The organism is Occallatibacter gabretensis (genome assembly GCF_001449115.1).
In the GTDB taxonomy this organism is placed as follows: Bacteria; Acidobacteriota; Terriglobia; order Terriglobales; family Acidobacteriaceae; genus Telmatobacter; species Telmatobacter gabretensis.
Genome location: NZ_LAIJ01000004.1, coordinates 72,365 through 90,825, shown reverse-complemented (window position 1 = coordinate 90,825; position 18,461 = coordinate 72,365). Strand labels below are relative to the sequence as shown.

Below are 18,461 nucleotides of genomic sequence, written 5' to 3'. Positions count from 1 at the left end.
CATATCCTGCATCGATCTGAACTCAGAAATCGATGCGCTACACTAACTCTTCACTGGTACAAAACGTCGGGCAATCCAATGAGCCGGATGTCATTTGCAGTTTTGTAGAGCGACACTGCCAATGTGCGCAGACAGCCGGAAAGTTGGACCAGTGCATCGTGAGATCCCTGCACAGCAAACTTATTCGGCGCTGTAACGAAGGGCAGACCAGTCAGCGCGGCGATCTCCACCGCAACCGCCTCGGCGAATCCGGGGGCCGCGTTGATTCCAGTGCCGACCGCCGTGCCGCCCAGCGCAAGGCGATACACGCCCTTCAGCGTATCCTCGATCCGTTCGATAGCGTCGTCGAGTATTGCCGCGTATCCAGACCACTCCTGCCCTAACGTGAGGGGCGTGGCATCCTGCATATGCGTGCGGCCAATTTTGACGATATCTCTCCACTCTTCGGCCTTCGCATGAATCGCATTGCACAATTGCTGCACAGCGGGAATCAGCTTCTGCTTTACATTCACCGCAACCGCGATGTGCATAGCCGATGGAAATGAATCGTTCGACGATTGCGACATGTTCACGTGGTCGTTGGGATGGACCGGGATCTTGCTTCCGAGCGGCGTGCCTGCGAACTGACAGCAGCGATTTGAGATCACCTCATTCACGTTCATGTTGAATTGCGTGCCGCTGCCCGTCATCCAGACATGCAACGGAAACATGCCTTGATGCTGACCGGCAAGAATCTCATCACACACGCGGACGATCAACGAATGACTTTCGTTGTCGAGGCGCTTGCCCGCATAGTTGGCATTGGCCGCGCCTTTTTTCAGAATGGCGTATGCGGTGATCATCTCCCTTGGCATGAGGTCTGTGCCTATGCTGAAGTGTTCAAGCGAGCGTTGCGTCTGCGCTCCCCAAAGCTTGTCGGCGGGAACCGGAACATCGCCTATGGAGTCTTTCTCTATCCGAACGTCCGCATTGCTCATCGCCGTTCTCCTCCTTTCATTGACGTTTTAATTCGTAGGGCACATAGACTGGTTCCCAGACATTCGCGGTGAGTTCGCGCTCCAACTCCTGTTCGTCGACAACCTGCGCCTGCCTATCCAGCATCGCCTGCCTGCCAACGGCTTGCCCGATCATGCGGCCGAGTTGCCGGGCGTCGGCAAGCGGCGGAAGCAGGCCGGCCTGCTTGTTTGTTTGCGTGGGTAGATGACGGACCAGTTCCTCAGCCGCGGCCTTGACCATTGTGTCCGTAACGCGTTTGGCTTTGGAGGCAAGGATTCCAAGAGCGAGTCCAGGAAATATATACGAGTTGTTGGTCTGAGTGACGGGGATCTTTTTTCCACCGACATTTACCGGTTCGAACGGACTGCCGGTGCCGATCAGTGCTCTGCCATCGGTCCAATCCATAAGGTCTTGCGCGGTGGCTTCACTGCGTGAGGTGGGATTGGAGAGTGGGAAGATGACGGGGCGCTCCGCATACTTTGCCATCTCGCGCACCACCTCTTCGGTGAAGGCCCCCGGCTGGCCGGAAACTCCGATAAGGACCGAAGGCTTCGCATGGCGGACCACATCGAGCAGAGTGATCTCTCCATTGGGTTGCTTCCACCCCTGCACCTCTTGTTCTTTGCGCGCGTAGGGTAGCTGCTCAGGCCGTACATCTTTGCCGCGTTCCGTCACGAGGCCGTAGCGATCAATCGCATAAAGGCGATTGTGCGCTTCCGCCTCCGTGAGGCCTCTGTCCTGCATAAATTGCGCAAGCAGGTTGGTGATGCCAATACCTGCGCTGCCGAAGCCAACCATGGCGATCTTTTGTTGCTCTAGTGGAACACCCGTTACGTTGATCGCGGAGATCAACGTCGCAGCAGCGACGGCTGCTGTTCCCTGAATGTCGTCATTGAACGTGCACAGCTGGTCCCGGTAGCGGGCAAGGAAACGGGCGGCATTGGAGCCGGCAAAATCCTCCCATTGCAAAAGGACGTGAGGCCAGCGTTTCTTCACGCTGCTTACAAAAAGATCAACAAACGCGTCATACTCCTCACCGCGGACTCTATGATGGTTCCACCCGATATATAGAGGGCTCTTCAGCCTGTCTTCGTTGTCGGTCCCTACATCGAGCAGAATGGGCAGGCAATGCTCGGGATGAATTCCGCCCAGTGCGGTATAGAGTGCCATCTTTCCGATCGGGATGCCCATGCCTCCAGCGCCTTGATCGCCGAGTCCCAGGATGCGTTCGCCGTCGCTGACGACAATGCATTTCACATTGTCATAGCGAGAATGATTCAGGATCTGCTCGATGCGGTCTTTGTTGGGATAGCTGAGAAACAAACCGCGAGGTTTTCTCCATATCTCGCTGAAGCGCTGGCAGCCTTCACCCACGGTCGGCGTATAGACCAGAGGCAGCATCTCTTCGATATTGTGGACCAGCAGCGCGTAAAACAGAGTCTCGTTCGTGTCTTGCAGGTCACGAAGAAAGCTGTATTTACTGAAGGCATTTGGCTGGGCGCGCAGGGCCTCCATTCTACGTTCGATCTGTTCGTCGAGACTTCCCACATGCGGCGGCAATAGACCGTGCAGGTCGAATATATCCCGTTCGTGATCGGTGAAGGCCGTTCCTTTATTGAGGCGTGGAGAGTTAATCAGGTTAAATCCAGAAAGGGAAACCTGACGGGCCTGTTCGCCTGCGGTCGTCTGCAATTGCTCATCCATTTCCATCCCTCCGAGATTGGTTGATTCATCACCGCATGAGATTGCTCTTGGCAAGATCGATCACTTCGTCGCCGCGCCCACTGAGCACAGCACGGATCATGTAGAGGCTGAAGCCGAGCGCCTGTTCAAGGCTGATCGTCGGCGGCATCGAAAGCTCCTGCCGATTCACCAATACCTCAACCAGGGCAGGGCCCTCGTGCACCAGCGCTTCAGTCAGGGCCGGTCGCAGCTCTTCAGGCTTCTCCACGCGAACTCCGAACATTCCAGCCGACTCGGCGAGTTTTGCGAAATCGGGATTGAGGAGGTCTGTGCCATAGTCGACAAGTCCGGCTGCCTTCATCTCGAGTTCGACGAAACCGAGCGAGCTGTTGTTGAAGACCACCAGCTTTACTGGAAGCTTCAACTGACGGAGCGTCAGCAGGTCGCCGAGCAGCATCGCTAATCCGCCATCGCCCGAGAGAGTAATGACCTGCCTGCCTGGATGGCTGGCCTGTATGCCGATGGCTTGCGGCAGGGCATTCGCCATCGAGCCATGATTGAAGGAGCCAAGCAGTCTGCGCTTACCATTCATATGGAGATAGCGCGCTGCCCAGACTGTCGGTGTACCTACGTCGCAGGTAAATACTGCATCTTCCGTGGCAAGTTCATCCAGCACCTTGACCACGTACTGCGGATGAATCGGGGTTCGCCCCGGTTCACCGACAGCGAGATCGTCGAGACTTTTACGCGCATCTTGGTAGTGTCCGAAGCATAGATCGAGATAGGAATGGTCAGCCTTACTCTCAAGCAGCGGAATCAACCGTTCCAGCGTGTCCTTCACATTTCCGATCAATCCCAGATCCACCGGAGTGCGGCGTCCAATCTGATCGCCGCTACGGTCGACCTGAATGATCTTCGCATTCTTCGGATAAAACTGCTGATAGGGAAAATCCGTCCCCAGCATAAGCAATGCATCGCAATTCATCATGGCGTGGTAGCCCGACGAAAAACCAAGCAGTCCCGTCATTCCGACGTCATAGGGGTTGTCGTATTCAATAAACTCCTTGCCGCGCAGCGCGTGAACGATCGGCGATTTCAACCGTTCCGCTACGGCAATCAGCTCCGCGTGTGCGCCCTCGCAGCCCGCGCCGCCAAGAATCGCCACCTTGCGCGCGCCGTTGAGGATTTCAGCGGCACTACGCAATTCTCCGTCCGATGGAAAAAGTAGCGAAGCTGACGCTTCGATGCCCAGCTTCAGCGCGGGCGCGGGACACTCTCGGAGAGCCACATCTCCTGAGATGACGACCACAGCCACTCCTCTTTTTGTCAGGGCGGTACGCATGGCGATTCCCAACACGCGCGGCATTTGCTCTGGCTGAGAGACCAGTTCGCAGTAATGGCTGCAATCCTTGAATAGATGCTCGGGATGCGTCTCCTGAAAATAGCCGCTTCCGACCTCATGACTCGGGATCTGCGCTGCAATTGCAAGAACGGGCACACGATTCCTGTGGCAATCGAAGAGACCGTTTATGAGATGAAGATTGCCCGGCCCACAACTGCCGGCGCAGACGGCAATCTCTCCTGTGAGATGGGCCTCCGCTCCGGCAGCAAACGCGGCTACTTCTTCATGCCTTACGTGCATCCATTCAATTTGCTTGCCTTTCCGAATCACGTCTGTGAGCCCATTCAGCGAATCTCCGACCACCCCATAGATTCGTTTCACGCCGGCGTTGACAAGTGTTTCGATGAAGATTTCAGCTACGCTCTTCGCCATCTTTTTTCACCCCGCTCCTCAAACATGCGGCCTCATTACTGCATAAGCATAATACGTGCACAGAGCAAGAATGATAGCGAGACACAAGCATACAAAGGAAGGAAAGTAGTCCCTCACATTCAGATAAGATCGCTTGTCAGGCCTTCAACGGATGTTCCCGTGATGAGGATTTGTCGGGTTTGTTTGGATGAAATTTCGGCATAATCACTGCTGCGAGAGTGGGCCGCGGTAGCGATCCTGCGCTCGCTCTCGCTCTGGGTGGCATTGACCTGAAAGGGAGATGAAACGGTCAGGTATTTCGGTCATCTGAATTACGTTTGCTGAGCCACTTCGGGCTGGGGTCTGACCTAACGAACAATCACTGAGGTTGTTACTTCCACGTTGCCTCGAATCGCATTGGAATAAGGGCAAATTTGATGCGCGCGGTGTACGAATTCCTCACCTGTCGCCTGGTCGACTCCGACGAGCGTTACAGCGAGAGACGCCGACAGAACGAAATTTCCCTGGTCATTGCGGTTCAAGCCGATCTCGGCTACTACCTCGACCTGATCATCGGAGAAGTGGTGCCTGGCTTCCCGGCTTACTCGCAACACAGCATTCTCAAAGCAAGCGGAATACCCGGCAGCAAATAGCTGCTCGGGATTGGTTGCACCGCCGCTCCCGCCAAGTACTTTTGGCATTGCTAATTTGAGATCAAGAAGTCCATCTTCACTCCGGATCGATCCATGACGGCCTCCAACAGCGGTGACTTTAGTGGAATATAGCGGTGCCATAGCGTGAGCCTCCCTTAAATACTGGCCGGTACAGCGTAGCCAATATCCCTCAACAATGTCGAGCCAGTACGTGTACATATGGCTTCTTTTGCTTGCCTAGGCTCCCGCGGATGGGGTTGCAAATTACTTCGGGGTCTGAGGGTTTTCTAATCAGCTGGGCCAGTTGGGCCGATGCATGAGAGAAGACTGAGAATCGTGTGTCCCGCAGCTCGCAGGGACGTAAAAAGGAAATCCATGACAACGCTCTCCCTTTTCCGCTTTGCACGAGTTGCAGCCGTTTCCGTGTATCTCCTGGCTACTGCTGCATTTGCGCAGAACTCTGACGCCCGAGCCCGCATTGCCGGCCCGGTGGATGAATTCGATACAGTCACGCTGAAGGGTAATACGCATCCCTTGGCCCGCGCGGAGTTTGACCGCGGAGCTGTTGCCAGAGGGACGCGTTTGGAGCGCATGGTGCTGGTGCTTGCGCCCAGCGCTGCGCAGCAGGAAGAGCTTGATGCGCTGGTGCAGGCACAGCATGAGCCTTCGTCTTCGCTCTACCGCCAGTGGTTGACGCCTCAGGAATATGGACAGCGGTTTGGAGCACCGGAGAGCGACGTGGCGCAGATTACATACTGGCTGGAGAGCCACGGTTTTACGGTGGAACCGATGCGAGCCGGGCGGCGCGTGGTGGTTTTCTCTGGTACCGCAGCACAGGTGGCGGAGGCATTTCATACGCAGATTCACCGGTATGCGGCGCTTGGTGAAGAGCACATTGCGAATGTGAATGATCCTCAGATTCCGCGGGCACTGGCGCCGGTTGTCAGCGGAGTTCTTTCGTTGCATGACTTTCGCCATACGCCGCAGATTCAAGCAAAGCGGCAGACGCAGCAAAGCCGAGAGGCGAGCAATCCGGAGTACACAGATGGCAGCTACAACTATCTGATGCCGTCTGATTACGCGACCATCTATGACCTGAACCCGCTGTACAGTAGCGGCGTGAGCGGTAGCGGGGTCTCGATTGCGATTGTGGGGCGCAGCAATATTACGCTGAGCGATGTTACGACCTTTCGCTCGAATGCGGGATTGCCGGCGAATAACCCCGCGATTATTGTGGACGGCGCGAATCCGGGCGTGCTTTCAGGAGGCGATCACGATGAGGCCACGCTCGACGTGGAATGGTCTGGCGCGGTGGCTCCCAATGCCGCAGTGAAGTTTGTGGTTGCGGAATCGACGGCGACGACGGACGGCGTGGACCTTTCGGCGCAGTATATTGTGGACAACGATGTGGCGCCGGTAATGAGCACGAGCTATGGTTCGTGCGAAGCTTACCTGGGATCGAGCGCGCTGAGCTTTTACAACAACCTTTGGGAACAGGCGGCCAGCGAAGGAATCAGTTCGTTTGTGGCCTCGGGCGACGAAGGTGCTGCGGGTTGCGATTCCGGCAGCTCGTCCAAGGGCACGGTTGCGGCCGTCAATGGCATTTGCAGCTCGCCATACGCCACCTGCGTAGGCGGAACGGAATTCGACGAGGGCGCGGACAGTTATTGGAGCAGTTCGAATAGCTCGAGTGGTGGATCCGCGTTGTCGTATATTCCGGAGAAGGTGTGGAACGAGAGCGCGTCCGATGGAGGGTCGGGGCTGTGGGCCGGGGGCGGAGGCGTGAGCCAGTATTTTTCGCAGCCTACCTGGCAGACAGGCATTGTGCCGTCGAGCGCGAATGGCATGCGTACGGTGCCGGATGTATCACTCACTGCGGCCGGCCATGACGGCTACATGATCTGCGAGAACGGAAGCATGTATATCATCTCAGGCACTTCAGCGGCTTCGCCCTCGTTTGCCGGCATCATGGCGCTCGTTGTGCAGCAGGAGGGAAGCGCGGAGGGGAACGCGAATCCCACGCTCTATAAGATGCTGAATGTGAGCGAGAATCCGTTTCACCCGACATTGTCCGGCAACAATTCTGTGCCTGGGGTGGCTGGATTTACAGCGACTGGCGCGGCCTACAACATGGCGACTGGTCTGGGCTCGGTAGACGGCAATCTACTGGTGACGGAATGGGCATTGGCCGGTACGGTGACGCCGAAGGGAATTGGGTTAAGCGCCTCCGAAGCGTCGCTGACGGTGATGCGGATGCAATCGACCAGCTTTACCGTGCAAGTGGCTGGCGAGGGCGGATACACAGGCAACGTGATATTGAAGGCGATCGCTCCCACCGGTTTTACGGTCAGCATGGCTCCCACAACGGTGGCAACAGGAGGATCGGCAACGGTAACTGTGACACCGACGTCAACGGAGACCGCGGCGACAGGCGCGGTGACCATTACCGGAACTAGCGGCAACTATACGCGCACGATCACGGAGTCAGTGACAGTTGAAACTCCCACGCTGAGTGTCACGCCGAGCGTGAGCACGCTTTCAGCCTTTCAAACGCAGGCGATGACATTCACGGTGACTGCCGCGGCATCCAGCGGGTATACGCAGCTTGTGAGTTTGAAGGCGACTGCGCCGAGCGGTGTTACGGTTATCTTCAGTCCATCTAGCATTAAGCCTGGTGCGACAGCGACGGCTACGGTAGTTGCTGCGAGCACATCGGCCGCAAGCACGAACAGTATTACGATTACCGGCACAAGCGGAGGGACCTCAGCAACGGCAGGTGTGTCTCTGACGGTGAATGAGCCGACGCTGAGCATTACGTCGAATGTGAGTACGCTTTCGGCATTTCAGACGCAGGCGACGACCTTCACAGTGACGGCTGGTGCGACCATCGGCTATACGGAGGCGATTACTCTGAAGGCCACCGCGCCGAGCGGTGTCACGGTTACCTTTAGTCCCTCGAGCATTAAGGCTGGTGCGACGGCGAAGGCTACAGTGGTTGCTTCGAGCACTTCTGCTGCTGGCACGAACAACATTACTGTGACTGGAACGAGCGGTGCGGCAACAGCTACTGCGAGTGTTTCACTGACGATTGCGAAACCTACACTGAGCATCACGCCGAGCGTGAGTATGCTTTCGGCCTTTCAAACGCAGGCCACGACCTTCACGGTGACGGCGGCTGCGACGAGTGGGTACACGGAGCCGATCACATTGAAGGCCAGCGTGCCGAGCGGTGTGACGGTCACCTTCAGTCCGTCGAGCATTAAGGCTGGCACTACAGCGACGGCTACCGTGGTTGCTTCAAGCACCTCTGCCGCAGGCACGAACAGCATTACGATTACCGGCACAAGCGGAGCGGCAACGGCGACGGCAAGCGTCTCGCTGACTATTGCGCAGCCGACGTTGATCATTACATCGAATGTGGCTTCGCTGTCGGCTTTTCAGACACAGGCGACGACATTTACCGTGACTGCCGCTGCCAGCAGCGGTTATACAGAGCCGATCGCTCTGAAGGCAAGTGTACCGAGTGGTGTCACCGTCACATTCGGTCCATCGAGCATTAAGTCGGGAGCAACGGCGACGGCCACCGTGGTTGCAGCCAGCACCTTCGCCGCGGGCACGAACAGCATTACGATTACCGGCACGAGCGGGGTGGTAAGCGATACAGTCAAGATTTCACTGTTGGTTGCGAAGCCGACGCTGACTCTTACGCCTTCCGCGAGTTCTCTGTCGGTTTTGCCGGGCCAGACGGGTACGGTTAGCGTAGCAGTGAGCGCAACAAGCTGCTACACGCAGTCTGTTACGCTGACGGCGAAGGCGCCGAGCGGTGTGACTGTAACATTCAGCCCGTCCGCCGTGAAGCCCGGCGCAACCGCTAAGTTGACAGTAGTTGTGGCAAAGACGGCGACGGCTTCTACTGGCAGCATCACGATTACAGGTACGGGCGGAGGCGTTACGACAACTGGCACCATTGCGCTGACAATTCCATAGGTGCGAGAGCTTGCGCCGCACGGATGTGCATTGCGGCGCGAGCATCCGAGATGAACCTACGCGCTTACGCTGTGGGCGCAAGCCTGCGAGAGAGTTTGGACTGCACGAGTTCACGAACTTCAGCCACGCCGAAGAAGAAATACCCTGCTGCTGAGAGCACAAAGGTGAATCCTGCTGCAACCGCTACATCGAGCCAGATCGGCCAATGAACGTCTGCAAATGTTGGCCATATGGCCACGCCAAAAGCAACTGCCATAAATGCAAACAGACGCAGAACCGGGCTGATGGAGATATGCATCTCGGCAGGAAACAGTTTTACATTCAAGTGCACGATATAAGCCGTCTGGATTATCTCCCACCCGAGCCAGGTGTAGAGAAATCCCTGTAAGCCGTAAGCCTGCATGGCGAAGAAGGAGATCACCAACATGACGGAGTAACCGGCAATGGCAAACAGAGACAGCTCTTCGTGCTTGTTGCTGGACTGCTGAAACTGGGTTTTGTGCTCTTTAATGGCAAGCACGCCTGAGATAACGGCCATCAGCAGGCAGAGAACCGGGTTGTAAATATCGCGTTTATGCAGCCACACCGAGAAGAGGAATGGGCATATCAGCAAGCAGCCAATGCTGACAACAGGGATGAGAAAGATAACGACGCGCTCTGAGAGATCGTAAAGGCGACGTAGTCCCGGCCAGTCTCTCTTTCCAACCAGCATCGTAATGTCCTGACCCAGGGAAAAGCTGGCAATCGAGAGAATCTGGCGCGAAAACTGGAAGACCATTCGCACCAGCTGAAAAGTGGCCACAGCGCCGGGGCCGAGCACTCTCTGCGTGAGCAGGACAGGGCCCTGCCAGGTAAGAAAGCCAGCCAGCGAGATGAGAACGAAATGGCCGCTCGGCTTGAGAATGGTGGAGACTTCCTTCCAGCTTCCATAGCGAAGGGAAGGCAGCAGGATCGGCGCCGTGCGGCGAATGTCGATTAAGAGCAGAACAAGAAAGATCAGATATGAGCCAAGCTGCGCCGCGGCTATGGCAGGGAAGGACCCGTGGAGCAGGATGGCAGTGGCCGTGGCAAAAACTGTGCATAGTCTTTGCGCATTTGCCCAGTTGTTGCCTCGCGCCAGCTTGCCGACGACCATGTAGCTGTTTGTGAACAGACTCCAGGGCATAATGATGCACATCTGCGCGACCATCAGCAATACGGTGAGTGCGGCATCGTGCGGGCTGGTGTGCTTCAGCCGGAGCCAGTCCGCCACCGGAAGAAAAAACACCAATGATCCGAAAGCCATGAAAATGCCGATGATGATCAGCAGGAGCCTTACCGCGCTTGCCTGCACGGACTTTGCTTCTTCCACCTGACCGCGGTTGTACAGAATGGTTGTCTGATTATTGGCGTAAGTCTGAATGCCGTAATTCAAAGTGCCCAGATAGCTAATGGCGGCGCTCAAGGCCACCCATTCGCCGTAAACTTCGAGCCCGTTGCCATAAAAGTGCAGGAACAGCGGCGGCACAATCAGCTGCGTAATTACAGCTACGCCCTGCCCGATAAAGTATGTGAGCATCAACTTCAGGATTCGTTTCAAACTCATCTAGGTCTATTCTCCGCGTAAAAAGAAGCGCGCGTTATTTTTATGTGTCGTTTCGGCAATGGAAGCTGCCGCCCGAATGCGGCGACTCAGCATTCCTGAAATGGAACTCTTATGGATGCGGATACAGTGCCGGGAATACGCGATGCGGTCGACAGAGTTTGTAGAGCGTGTGCGAGAACTTCGTGTGCGAAGCTTTCCATATCAATTTTAAGCAATTCGATGTGATCCTGTCCGTTCTGAGCGATCTTGGCTTAAGCCTTATCCATGCAAAACGATGTCCGTGATGCATAAAAGTTACTTTTGTACCAGTTTTGCACAGGAGTAATTACGTTGTGTGCTATATTCGGACTACCAAAATCATAGAACTGACTCACAGTCAGACACTTTGCAGTCCTGTTGCGCTGGCGCGTATCGACAGAATGAAATTAGTCTGCCCGAACGCCCTCTCTCCGGATGTGCCATTTTTTCCTTGCCTTGGGGGGACAAATGGGCGCACGTTCGCTGTTTTCCGGTCATCCGGAAACGACGCTTCTTTCTGTTTTTCATGCTCTTTACAAGCCGCAACAATGTATCGCAGCGGCAGCCAATAGCGATTCGGAGATGCAGCTCAGCGCGTGGGCAGGTTCGGCGGCCAGGCGCGTCTTTGAAGTAGCCTGTGTCCTGTGCGCGCTCCCTGTGTCGCTGCCGGTCTTTGTTCTTGTCTGGCTGGCGGTGCGCCTTACCTCAGCGGGCCCGGCTCTGTTTCGCCAGGTGCGGATGGGCCGCGATGGACGTGCCTTCACGATTCTCAAGTTCCGCACCATGCCGGTATGTATTGATCCGGCTTCCAGGCCGACGCTGACCAGCTCCAATAATCAGCAATTCACGCTCATTGGCCCGTTTCTGCGCCGCTGGAAGCTGGATGAAGTACCGCAACTGATTCATATTCTGCGCGGGGAAATGAGCCTGGTTGGTCCGCGGCCCAAGCTTGCCTGCTATGAGAGTGTGCGCCTGGCTTGCCGGCCCGGGCTGACGGGTTTTGCCACCATGGTCTTTGCGCGCGAGGAGATGGCGCTGGCAAAGGTGCCGCGGGAGCAGGTGGACGCCTACTACCAGGCAGTGGTCAAGCCGTTTAAGTGCAGGCTCGATGCGGAATACATGGCGCGAGCCACGTTTCTCACTGACCTGAAGATCATCCTCAAGAGCGTCTTTCGCGACTGGAATGACCTGGCACTTTCCGAACTTCCGCCCTGGCTGCCGCAAGACGATGAATCTGCGAAGCGATGGCGCACCGAGCAGGCCTTGCCTGCCGGCGATGGGTTGCACGAACTGCGGCCCTAGCCGGTCTTCGCAGCTATTTCGCAGTAGCTCAAAATCCGAACGCAAGATGTGAAACCCCTGCCAGCGAATGTAGACAGGGGTTTTCCTTGTGGATCAGTGGAGTACACCGTCAGAAGGAGGCGTGACAAGGCTTGTAATATGGGCATCATGTTCCCGCGTCTGATGTTCGTTGTTCTGTTGCTGGCCTCATCGCTTGCCGCGCAGTCGCCTCTTGATGATTTCCATACGCGCTTCGACGCTGAGTTTCATCGCCACGGAATCGTCGGTGGAGGTTTTGCCTTCATTCACGGCGCATCTCCGGCCGCAGAGTTCTTCTTCGGTGAGGCACACGCTGCGACGCATCGTTCCCCAGACGCTCAGACTGCATACAACTGGGCCTCCATTACCAAGACCATGACGGCGATTGCGATTCTACAACTTCGCGATCGCGGCTTGCTTTCACTGGATGATCCGGCGGTGAAATATGTGCCGGAGTTGCGCCAGGTGCATGACGCTTACGGCTCCATCGACGATGTCACCATTCGCCATCTGCTCACGCACTCTGCCGGTTTTCGCAATCCCACATGGCCCTGGGATTGCGACGACAGCAAAAATTGCGACTGGCAGCCTTTTGAGCCGACGAAGTGGGCGCAGGTGGCGGCAATGCTGCCCTATACGCACATTATGTTCAAGCCGGGCAGGCGCTGGAGCTATTCGAATCCAAGCTACGTGTTTCTTGGGCAAATCATTGAGCGAATCAGTGGAGATGACTTCGAGGTCTACATCGACAAAAACATTCTCAAGCCGCTGGGAATGACGGAAAGCTACTTCGACCGTGCGCCGTATTTTCTTGAAGAGCACGTCTCGGAGAGCTTCCTTCGCACAGGCGAGAATCTTACGCTGCAGCCCTTTAACTTCGACACCGGTATCACTACGTCCAACAGCGGATTGAAGGCTCCCATCACTGACATGGAAAAATACGCGCGCTTTCTTATAGGTGAACCTGGCAATGTGCGCTATGAGATGGTGCTGAAGCGCAGCTCGCTGGAGGAAATGTGGCAAGGAGTACTGCCTGCCGTTGAACCGGGCGAGATGGGAACGGCGTATACCTCGGGTCCGCATGGTTCGCAGCCGAAGATGGGCCTCGGTTTCTTTGTAATCGAAGTCAGCGGCCGTCGCTACATCTATCACGATGGCGATCAGGCTGGCTTTACGCTGGAGTTGATGATTGATCCGGCAGGCAAAAGCGCAAGCATTCTTGCCTCAAATACAACGGATACAGGTGCGCCGCCGGCAGATACGACGCACGCGGTCTCAAATACCGAACCAGACCCGCACACAGATGTACGCCAGACCCTGCGCGGTATGATGATCGAAAAGGTTTTCCCCTGGGCCGCAAGTCAGTGAGTGGTTGGCGCTTGATCGAAAGAGCTCATAGCACGCCGTCGTGCACGTAGCTGCCTCCGACAGCCGGCTCGCGGCCTGCATAGGCGGGATCTGTCCGGACTGCCTCCATTAATTCATTCCAACTGTCGTCATCCACTGCAGGCACCGGTTGATTTCCATCCTGGTATTCCGCCAGCAGACCTTCCGCCACTAAACGCGCACAATCCTGCGTATGCCCCGGGTCCGGCTGTGGTAAGCCAGCCATGCGATAGAAGAGCGAACCGACAACGTAAGCAGCTGACTCTTCATGCCGTGCATCGATGGCAATCTTCTCGATGTCGTAGAAAGCGTGTATGCACTCATGCATCACAAGTCCTTCCTGGAAACGGCCAAGAATGGGTGGCACAACGAGTTGGTCTGCGGGATGGTCCGGTGCAGCCGTGGGGTGGTATATGGCGCCGATGCCGGCAGGAAGATGGTTGGTTATGTTAATGCGGATGTGACCGTGCCGGAAGGCGCGCGCCACGCGCTGAAAAGTATGCGACGAGATGGTCATAGCAGTCTTGCCAACGGGAAAGCTGAAGCGGATGCGTGACGCTTCAGGGCCAGAGAGAATTTGGATTATACGTTCGCGGGCGGACATCATTCATCCTTGCGCAGAATAGTGTGCCTGCGCCGCCGTCCGTTTCTCTGTCGCGTCTGTTTATCGTGTGAAAGCTGGTGTCTATACCGTATCGCCGCTGTTCCCAATATCCATCGACGGCGCAATCGGGTTTTCCTCATCGATGTACGCTTCGATGCAGCTATTCAGCACGCCCTTAGCTTCCAGAATGAAATCCACCGCATCGCGCCCTGCGCCATATCCACCGGGGTTCGGAGTTACATAGTGAGCTGCGGCTTTTACCTGATCTCGTGCATTGGCCACGGCGATGGCAAGGCCACATTGCCGCAGCACCGGCAGATCAATGACGTCATCGCCTACGTACGCGATCTCGTCTAGTGTTACGTCTTCCTTCGCCATGATCTCGCGCACGGCCTGCATCTTGAACGACTGGCCCATGTACACGAATTCGAGCTTCAGGTCGCGTGCTCTGGTGGCCACCGTCTCGCTGATGCGCTTGGTGATGATGCCGCACTTGAGGCCACCCAGTCGCGCCAGCGAAATGCCTGCTCCGTCATGTGCGCTGTAACCTTTGGCTTCCATCAGCGTCGCCGACTGCACGGCGAAGCCCGTGTGGCCGTCTTTCTCTTTCAATTGCTGCCCGACCGAAGAGTTGCCTCCCGCCGGGCTGCCGGGAACAAGCCAGATAGTGCCGTCTGTCAGCACACCGTCCACGTCAAAGAGAATGATTTTGATGCGCCGCGCACGCTCGGTGGCCGTGATTGTCATAGTCTTTATCTTAGCTGTGCGTTCTGCGCGACAATGGATTTGTGACCGACGGCAATGACAATACGGCTCCGCTCGCTCTTACGGAAGAGGACTTTTATTTCGAGAATGGGCTGACGGTCTTTACCGCGGCATATCATCTCAAACGCGGCTCCTGCTGCGGCTCAGGCTGCCGTCACTGCCCGTATCGAGATACGGAGACCGCCGAAGCGGAAGATACGGGCAGCGAGGCGCCGTAAGGGCAGGAATTACTTCAAGGTTTCAAAGAGGAACCAAGTCCGTCGTTCCGTCTCATCCAGCCAGTTTTCAAGCAGGCTTGCAGTAGCTACATCCTTGGCGTCATCTGCGATGGTGTGCGCCTCACGCATCACCTCCAGCAGTGAACGATTGTCGTCGAGAAGCTCGCTCAGCATCTCCTTGGAGTTGACGTGCTGCTTGTCGTCGTCTGCAATGGTCTGCAGCTTGGCGATATGGCCAATGGAGCGAATCGTGGTGCCGCCAATCTTCCGGACCCGTTCGGCCACATCATCGCTCATGGCAAAGATCTGGTCGCTCTGTTCGTCGAGCAGCAGGTGGTAATCGCGGAAATGCGGTCCTTCCATGTGCCAGTGAAAATTCTTGGTTTTGATGTAGAGAGCAAAGACATCGGCGAGCAACGCATTCAGCGCGTTGGAACCATCCTTGACGTACTCGGGTGAAAACCCGGCAGGCGTAGGGGCAACCTTAGCTTCCTGAGTAGGCATAGCAAACTCCTTAGCGACGGAAGGTGAAACAATTTTTTCCGTACATTCTTCTGATGCATAGCTCAGATCGGAGTTGCGCTTCTTTGATAGCCTGTCATTCCCCGTCCCCGGCCAGAACTGCTATTCTCTTTTCCGCTGCAGAAAACCGATTTAGCAGGAGAATTAAGGGCAATGTGGTTTCTGGGAATGGACATAGGCACGGGCGGCACGCGCGCCGTTGTGGTGGATGAAAACGGCAGGCTCATCAGCGGCGCTGCCGCCGAGCACGTACCCTTTCGCGTGGACCATCCCGGCTGGGCCGAGCAGGATCCCGAAGATTGGTGGCGCGCCTCAAAGGATGCCATTGTGGATGCGCTTGCGGCTGCGCCGGAGCCCAAACAGCCCATCGCTGCTCTTGGCCTGACCGGCCAGATGCACGGCGCTGTCATGCTGGACGAAAACGGCGCGGTCCTTCGCCCGTCGTTAATCTGGTGCGACACCCGCACCCAGCCCGAGTGCGACTGGCTCACCGAAAAAATCGGTTATGAAAAGCTCATCGAGCTGACCTGCAACCCTGCGCTGCCTAACTTCACGCTCACCAAGCTGCTCTGGGTCAAGACGCACCAGCCGGAAATTTTTGCCAAAATCCACCATGTCATGTGTCCCAAGGACTATGTGCGCTATCGCCTTACCGGCGAATTCGCCATTGACGTGCAGGAGGCCTCGGGCACGCTGCTGCTCGACGTCACGCATCGCCGCTGGTCCGCGGATGTGGCCGAAGCCGCGGGTATTCCTCTCGAATGGCTTCCCAAGGTCTACGAATCGCCGGAGATTTGCGCGCGCATCAGCGAAGAAGCTGCCGGGCTCACCGGTCTAGCTGCCGGAACGCCTGTCGTTGCCGGCGCAGGTGATCAGGGCGCGGGCGCTGTCGGCATGGGCATTCTGCAGCCAGGTTCGGTCTCAGCAACTATCGGTACATCGGGCGTGGTCTTTGCCGCTACGGCCAGCCCCACGAAAGATCCCAAAGGGCGCCTACACACCTTCTGCCACGCCGTTCCCGGCCTCTGGCATGTCATGGGCGTCACGCAGTCTGCGGGCCTGAGCTTTAACTGGCTGCGCAATACGTTCTTCGCTGGACAGAGCTACGATGCCCTCACTGCTGCAGCTGAAAAAATTCCCGCAGGCAGCCAGGGGCTCGAGTGGGCGCCGTATCTTCTCGGCGAGCGTACGCCGCACCTTGATCCAGAGGTACGGGCCGCATTCACGGGCATCTCAACGACACATACCTCTGCGCATTTCACGCGAGCTGTGCTGGAAGGCGTGGCCTACTCGCTGCAGGACACTTTCACGCTCTTCGCAGAACTCAGCATCCCGGTCAGCGGTATCCGCCTGGGCGGCGGTGGCGCGCGCGGTCCGTTATGGCGGCGCATCCAGGCCGGAATTTACGGTCACGCCGTTGAAATCCTCACTGCAGAAGAGGGTGGTGCATTTGGCTGCGCTCTTATGGCCGGCGTAGGCGCGGGACACTGGGCGAATCTCGATGAGGCCTGCGCGCAGGCCATTGAGGTAGCTGAACGCATTGAGCCGAACCCTGCTGATCTTTCCGCTTATGAGGCTGGCTATGCGCATTGGCGCAAGCTGTATCCGGCGCTCAAGACGCTGCGCTAACGCGACATCGCTTCGTCAAGGCTTTGACGGCGGGAGCGGTGGAGCCTCCGGCAGATCAAAAATCTGAACTCCGCCGTCTCTCAAGATCGCCACACGGCGGCCTGATGGAGAGATGGCCACATTGCCTCCCGCATCGTAGATGGGGCTGGCCTGCGCCCGAAGAGACTCTTTGCCGGTCGCTGCGTCCATAACCGTGACATTCTGGCGTATCAGGTCATCCGGGCTCAGTGGCGCAGTTGCATTCACCGCATGGGTTGCCTGCACGGTCTCGCGAACCAGCCTCGTACCGCTTTTGCTCACCAATAGCAGCGGCCAGATGGTAGTAGCGCTGTCCGGCTTTTGCCATAGCAGGCGTCCATCCAGTGTCATGGCCACAAACCATGGCCCGCCAGATGACGAGCAGACGGTAGCTGCATATTCCTTCGGTGATATAAAGTCCAGTCGCGGTGCGCAGACGGAATCCACGAGTCCGGCGCGGGTAGCTCCTCCGGTAAATGGATCGAATTGGATCATCCATGAAATACCACGGGAGCGGAGGGTCTCCAGATAGCCTTCACCATTGAACGGCACATGCACCGCGGCGTGAACGTGGCTCACTAGCATCACCTGGCCTGAGGAACTACGCAGAATCCGCAGCACTGTGTCCTGTTTCTGGTTTGTGGGCGAGACATCCGCATTGATCGACGCCTGCGCTGTGGACGGACTTGGAATGTCACTGGATTTGGCATGGCTCGCAGACGCTTCGGTTGATTCCGTCACCAAATACTGGCGTGAGGGATCGAATTCCACATACTGCAGCGGCCCAGGAAAGTGCAGCCATGGCGTCAGCGCGAGCGAGTCGTCGCCCAGGCTGAGCGTATCTCGATCGCGGAGGGCAAATTTTCCGCCTTCAAGTATAAAGACGTAGCGCCCGTAATCATGAAGCGTCCATAGCGCTTCAGCCTGCACCGCTCCGTCCGGGACATGCACGACCACCGCTCGAACATGCCGCTCCATTTCATCCGCTGTTCCCGATGGATCGCGGTGAAAGAGGCCCGGAACGCGAAAGGTGAAGAGCAGACGGTCCTCATCCAGAAAGTCGAGCGATACCAGCGAATACCGCGCGCCAAGGTAAATCTCTCCCGGCGGCGCAAAGCCCAGAGAGGCGGCGGAAATTGTGTATGAAGGTTGCTGAGATGACTGAGGCGCCAGGGGATCTTCCACCTGCTTGTGCCTGGCGGCCGCGGCGCCCAATACAAGCATTGCCGCGACAGGCAGCACGGCTGCGGTGCGGTGCAACATCACGGAGCGGACCCGGCAACTCATCGCATCCATTGTCGCTCATGCAGCCCGTCAGTTTCTG

At 56.9% G+C, this 18,461-nt stretch carries 14 protein-coding genes; 5 read left to right on the top strand and 9 right to left on the bottom strand.

Going from position 1 to position 18,461, the window contains the following annotated elements:
* Positions 1-50 precede the first annotated feature (50 nt).
* From VO84_RS04105 to VO84_RS22010, 4 genes are all read right to left on the bottom strand, one after another.
* Entirely contained in the window at positions 51-977 is a 927-nt protein-coding gene (locus tag VO84_RS04105) for a class II fumarate hydratase (RefSeq protein WP_231737776.1), read from the bottom strand.
* A 16-nt stretch (positions 978-993) separates the two neighbouring features.
* Entirely contained in the window at positions 994-2,700 is a 1,707-nt protein-coding gene (locus VO84_RS04100; RefSeq protein WP_082661694.1) for an NAD-dependent malic enzyme, read from the bottom strand.
* Between the two features lie 28 nt (positions 2,701-2,728).
* The gene (poxB, locus tag VO84_RS04095) at positions 2,729-4,453 is read right to left on the bottom strand and encodes a ubiquinone-dependent pyruvate dehydrogenase (protein ID WP_058186015.1); all 1,725 of its coding nucleotides are present in this window, start codon (positions 4,451-4,453) and stop codon (positions 2,729-2,731) included.
* Positions 4,454-4,800: 347 nt separating this feature from the next.
* The gene (locus VO84_RS22010; protein ID WP_082661693.1) at positions 4,801-5,226 is read right to left on the bottom strand and encodes an organic hydroperoxide resistance protein; all 426 of its coding nucleotides are present in this window, start codon (positions 5,224-5,226) and stop codon (positions 4,801-4,803) included.
* A 234-nt stretch (positions 5,227-5,460) separates the two neighbouring features.
* On the opposite strand from VO84_RS22010, the gene VO84_RS04085 reads away from it, so the two are divergent.
* Positions 5,461-9,072 (top strand): protease pro-enzyme activation domain-containing protein, encoded by a 3,612-nt coding sequence (locus VO84_RS04085; protein ID WP_058186013.1) that lies wholly within the window; start codon positions 5,461-5,463, stop codon positions 9,070-9,072.
* A 64-nt stretch (positions 9,073-9,136) separates the two neighbouring features.
* On the opposite strand, the gene VO84_RS04080 is transcribed toward VO84_RS04085, so the two are convergent.
* Positions 9,137-10,657 (bottom strand): lipopolysaccharide biosynthesis protein, encoded by a 1,521-nt coding sequence (locus VO84_RS04080; RefSeq protein ID WP_058186012.1) that lies wholly within the window; start codon positions 10,655-10,657, stop codon positions 9,137-9,139.
* A 486-nt stretch (positions 10,658-11,143) separates the two neighbouring features.
* Here VO84_RS04080 and VO84_RS04075 point away from each other — a divergent pair, with 486 nt between their 5' ends.
* The gene (locus VO84_RS04075; RefSeq protein WP_058186011.1) at positions 11,144-11,977 is read left to right on the top strand and encodes a sugar transferase; all 834 of its coding nucleotides are present in this window, start codon (positions 11,144-11,146) and stop codon (positions 11,975-11,977) included.
* 147 nt (positions 11,978-12,124) lie between these two features.
* Positions 12,125-13,363 (top strand): serine hydrolase domain-containing protein, encoded by a 1,239-nt coding sequence (locus VO84_RS04070; protein WP_197413884.1) that lies wholly within the window; start codon positions 12,125-12,127, stop codon positions 13,361-13,363.
* A gap of 25 nt (positions 13,364-13,388) precedes the next feature.
* On the opposite strand, the gene VO84_RS04065 is transcribed toward VO84_RS04070, so the two are convergent.
* Both VO84_RS04065 and VO84_RS04060 read right to left on the bottom strand, forming a co-directional pair.
* Positions 13,389-13,898: a hypothetical protein gene (locus VO84_RS04065; RefSeq protein ID WP_157439714.1), complete on the bottom strand. Its 510-nt coding sequence runs from the start codon at positions 13,896-13,898 to the stop codon at positions 13,389-13,391.
* Between the two features lie 168 nt (positions 13,899-14,066).
* Positions 14,067-14,732, bottom strand: a complete 666-nt coding sequence (locus tag VO84_RS04060; protein ID WP_058186008.1) for a KdsC family phosphatase — start codon at positions 14,730-14,732, stop codon at positions 14,067-14,069.
* A gap of 41 nt (positions 14,733-14,773) precedes the next feature.
* Here VO84_RS04060 and VO84_RS04055 point away from each other — a divergent pair, with 41 nt between their 5' ends.
* The gene (locus VO84_RS04055) at positions 14,774-14,968 is read left to right on the top strand and encodes a DUF5522 domain-containing protein (RefSeq protein WP_058186007.1); all 195 of its coding nucleotides are present in this window, start codon (positions 14,774-14,776) and stop codon (positions 14,966-14,968) included.
* Between the two features lie 9 nt (positions 14,969-14,977).
* On the opposite strand, the gene VO84_RS04050 is transcribed toward VO84_RS04055, so the two are convergent.
* Positions 14,978-15,472, bottom strand: coding sequence for a Dps family protein (locus VO84_RS04050; protein WP_058186006.1), 495 nt, complete (start codon positions 15,470-15,472; stop codon positions 14,978-14,980).
* Between the two features lie 171 nt (positions 15,473-15,643).
* Here VO84_RS04050 and xylB point away from each other — a divergent pair, with 171 nt between their 5' ends.
* Positions 15,644-17,119, top strand: a complete 1,476-nt coding sequence (xylB, locus tag VO84_RS04045) for a xylulokinase (protein WP_058186005.1) — start codon at positions 15,644-15,646, stop codon at positions 17,117-17,119.
* 15 nt (positions 17,120-17,134) lie between these two features.
* Here the strand turns inward: xylB and VO84_RS04040 are convergent, their stop codons facing one another.
* Positions 17,135-18,424, bottom strand: coding sequence for a WD40 repeat domain-containing protein (locus tag VO84_RS04040; RefSeq protein WP_157439713.1), 1,290 nt, complete (start codon positions 18,422-18,424; stop codon positions 17,135-17,137).
* Positions 18,425-18,461: the final 37 nt, after the last annotated feature.

Coding starts and splice junctions, on each gene's coding strand:
- VO84_RS04105 (WP_231737776.1), bottom strand. CDS start 977: ATGAGCAATGCGGACGTTCGGATAGAGAAAGACTCCATAGGCGATGTT.
- VO84_RS04100 (WP_082661694.1), bottom strand. CDS start 2,700: ATGGATGAGCAATTGCAGACGACCGCAGGCGAACAGGCCCGTCAGGTT.
- poxB (WP_058186015.1), bottom strand. CDS start 4,453: ATGGCGAAGAGCGTAGCTGAAATCTTCATCGAAACACTTGTCAACGCC.
- VO84_RS22010 (WP_082661693.1), bottom strand. CDS start 5,226: ATGGCACCGCTATATTCCACTAAAGTCACCGCTGTTGGAGGCCGTCAT.
- VO84_RS04085 (WP_058186013.1), top strand. CDS start 5,461: ATGACAACGCTCTCCCTTTTCCGCTTTGCACGAGTTGCAGCCGTTTCC.
- VO84_RS04080 (WP_058186012.1), bottom strand. CDS start 10,657: ATGAGTTTGAAACGAATCCTGAAGTTGATGCTCACATACTTTATCGGG.
- VO84_RS04075 (WP_058186011.1), top strand. CDS start 11,144: ATGGGCGCACGTTCGCTGTTTTCCGGTCATCCGGAAACGACGCTTCTT.
- VO84_RS04070 (WP_197413884.1), top strand. CDS start 12,125: ATGTTCCCGCGTCTGATGTTCGTTGTTCTGTTGCTGGCCTCATCGCTT.
- VO84_RS04065 (WP_157439714.1), bottom strand. CDS start 13,898: ATGACCATCTCGTCGCATACTTTTCAGCGCGTGGCGCGCGCCTTCCGG.
- VO84_RS04060 (WP_058186008.1), bottom strand. CDS start 14,732: ATGACAATCACGGCCACCGAGCGTGCGCGGCGCATCAAAATCATTCTC.
- VO84_RS04050 (WP_058186006.1), bottom strand. CDS start 15,472: ATGCCTACTCAGGAAGCTAAGGTTGCCCCTACGCCTGCCGGGTTTTCA.
- xylB (WP_058186005.1), top strand. CDS start 15,644: ATGTGGTTTCTGGGAATGGACATAGGCACGGGCGGCACGCGCGCCGTT.
- VO84_RS04040 (WP_157439713.1), bottom strand. CDS start 18,424: ATGAGTTGCCGGGTCCGCTCCGTGATGTTGCACCGCACCGCAGCCGTG.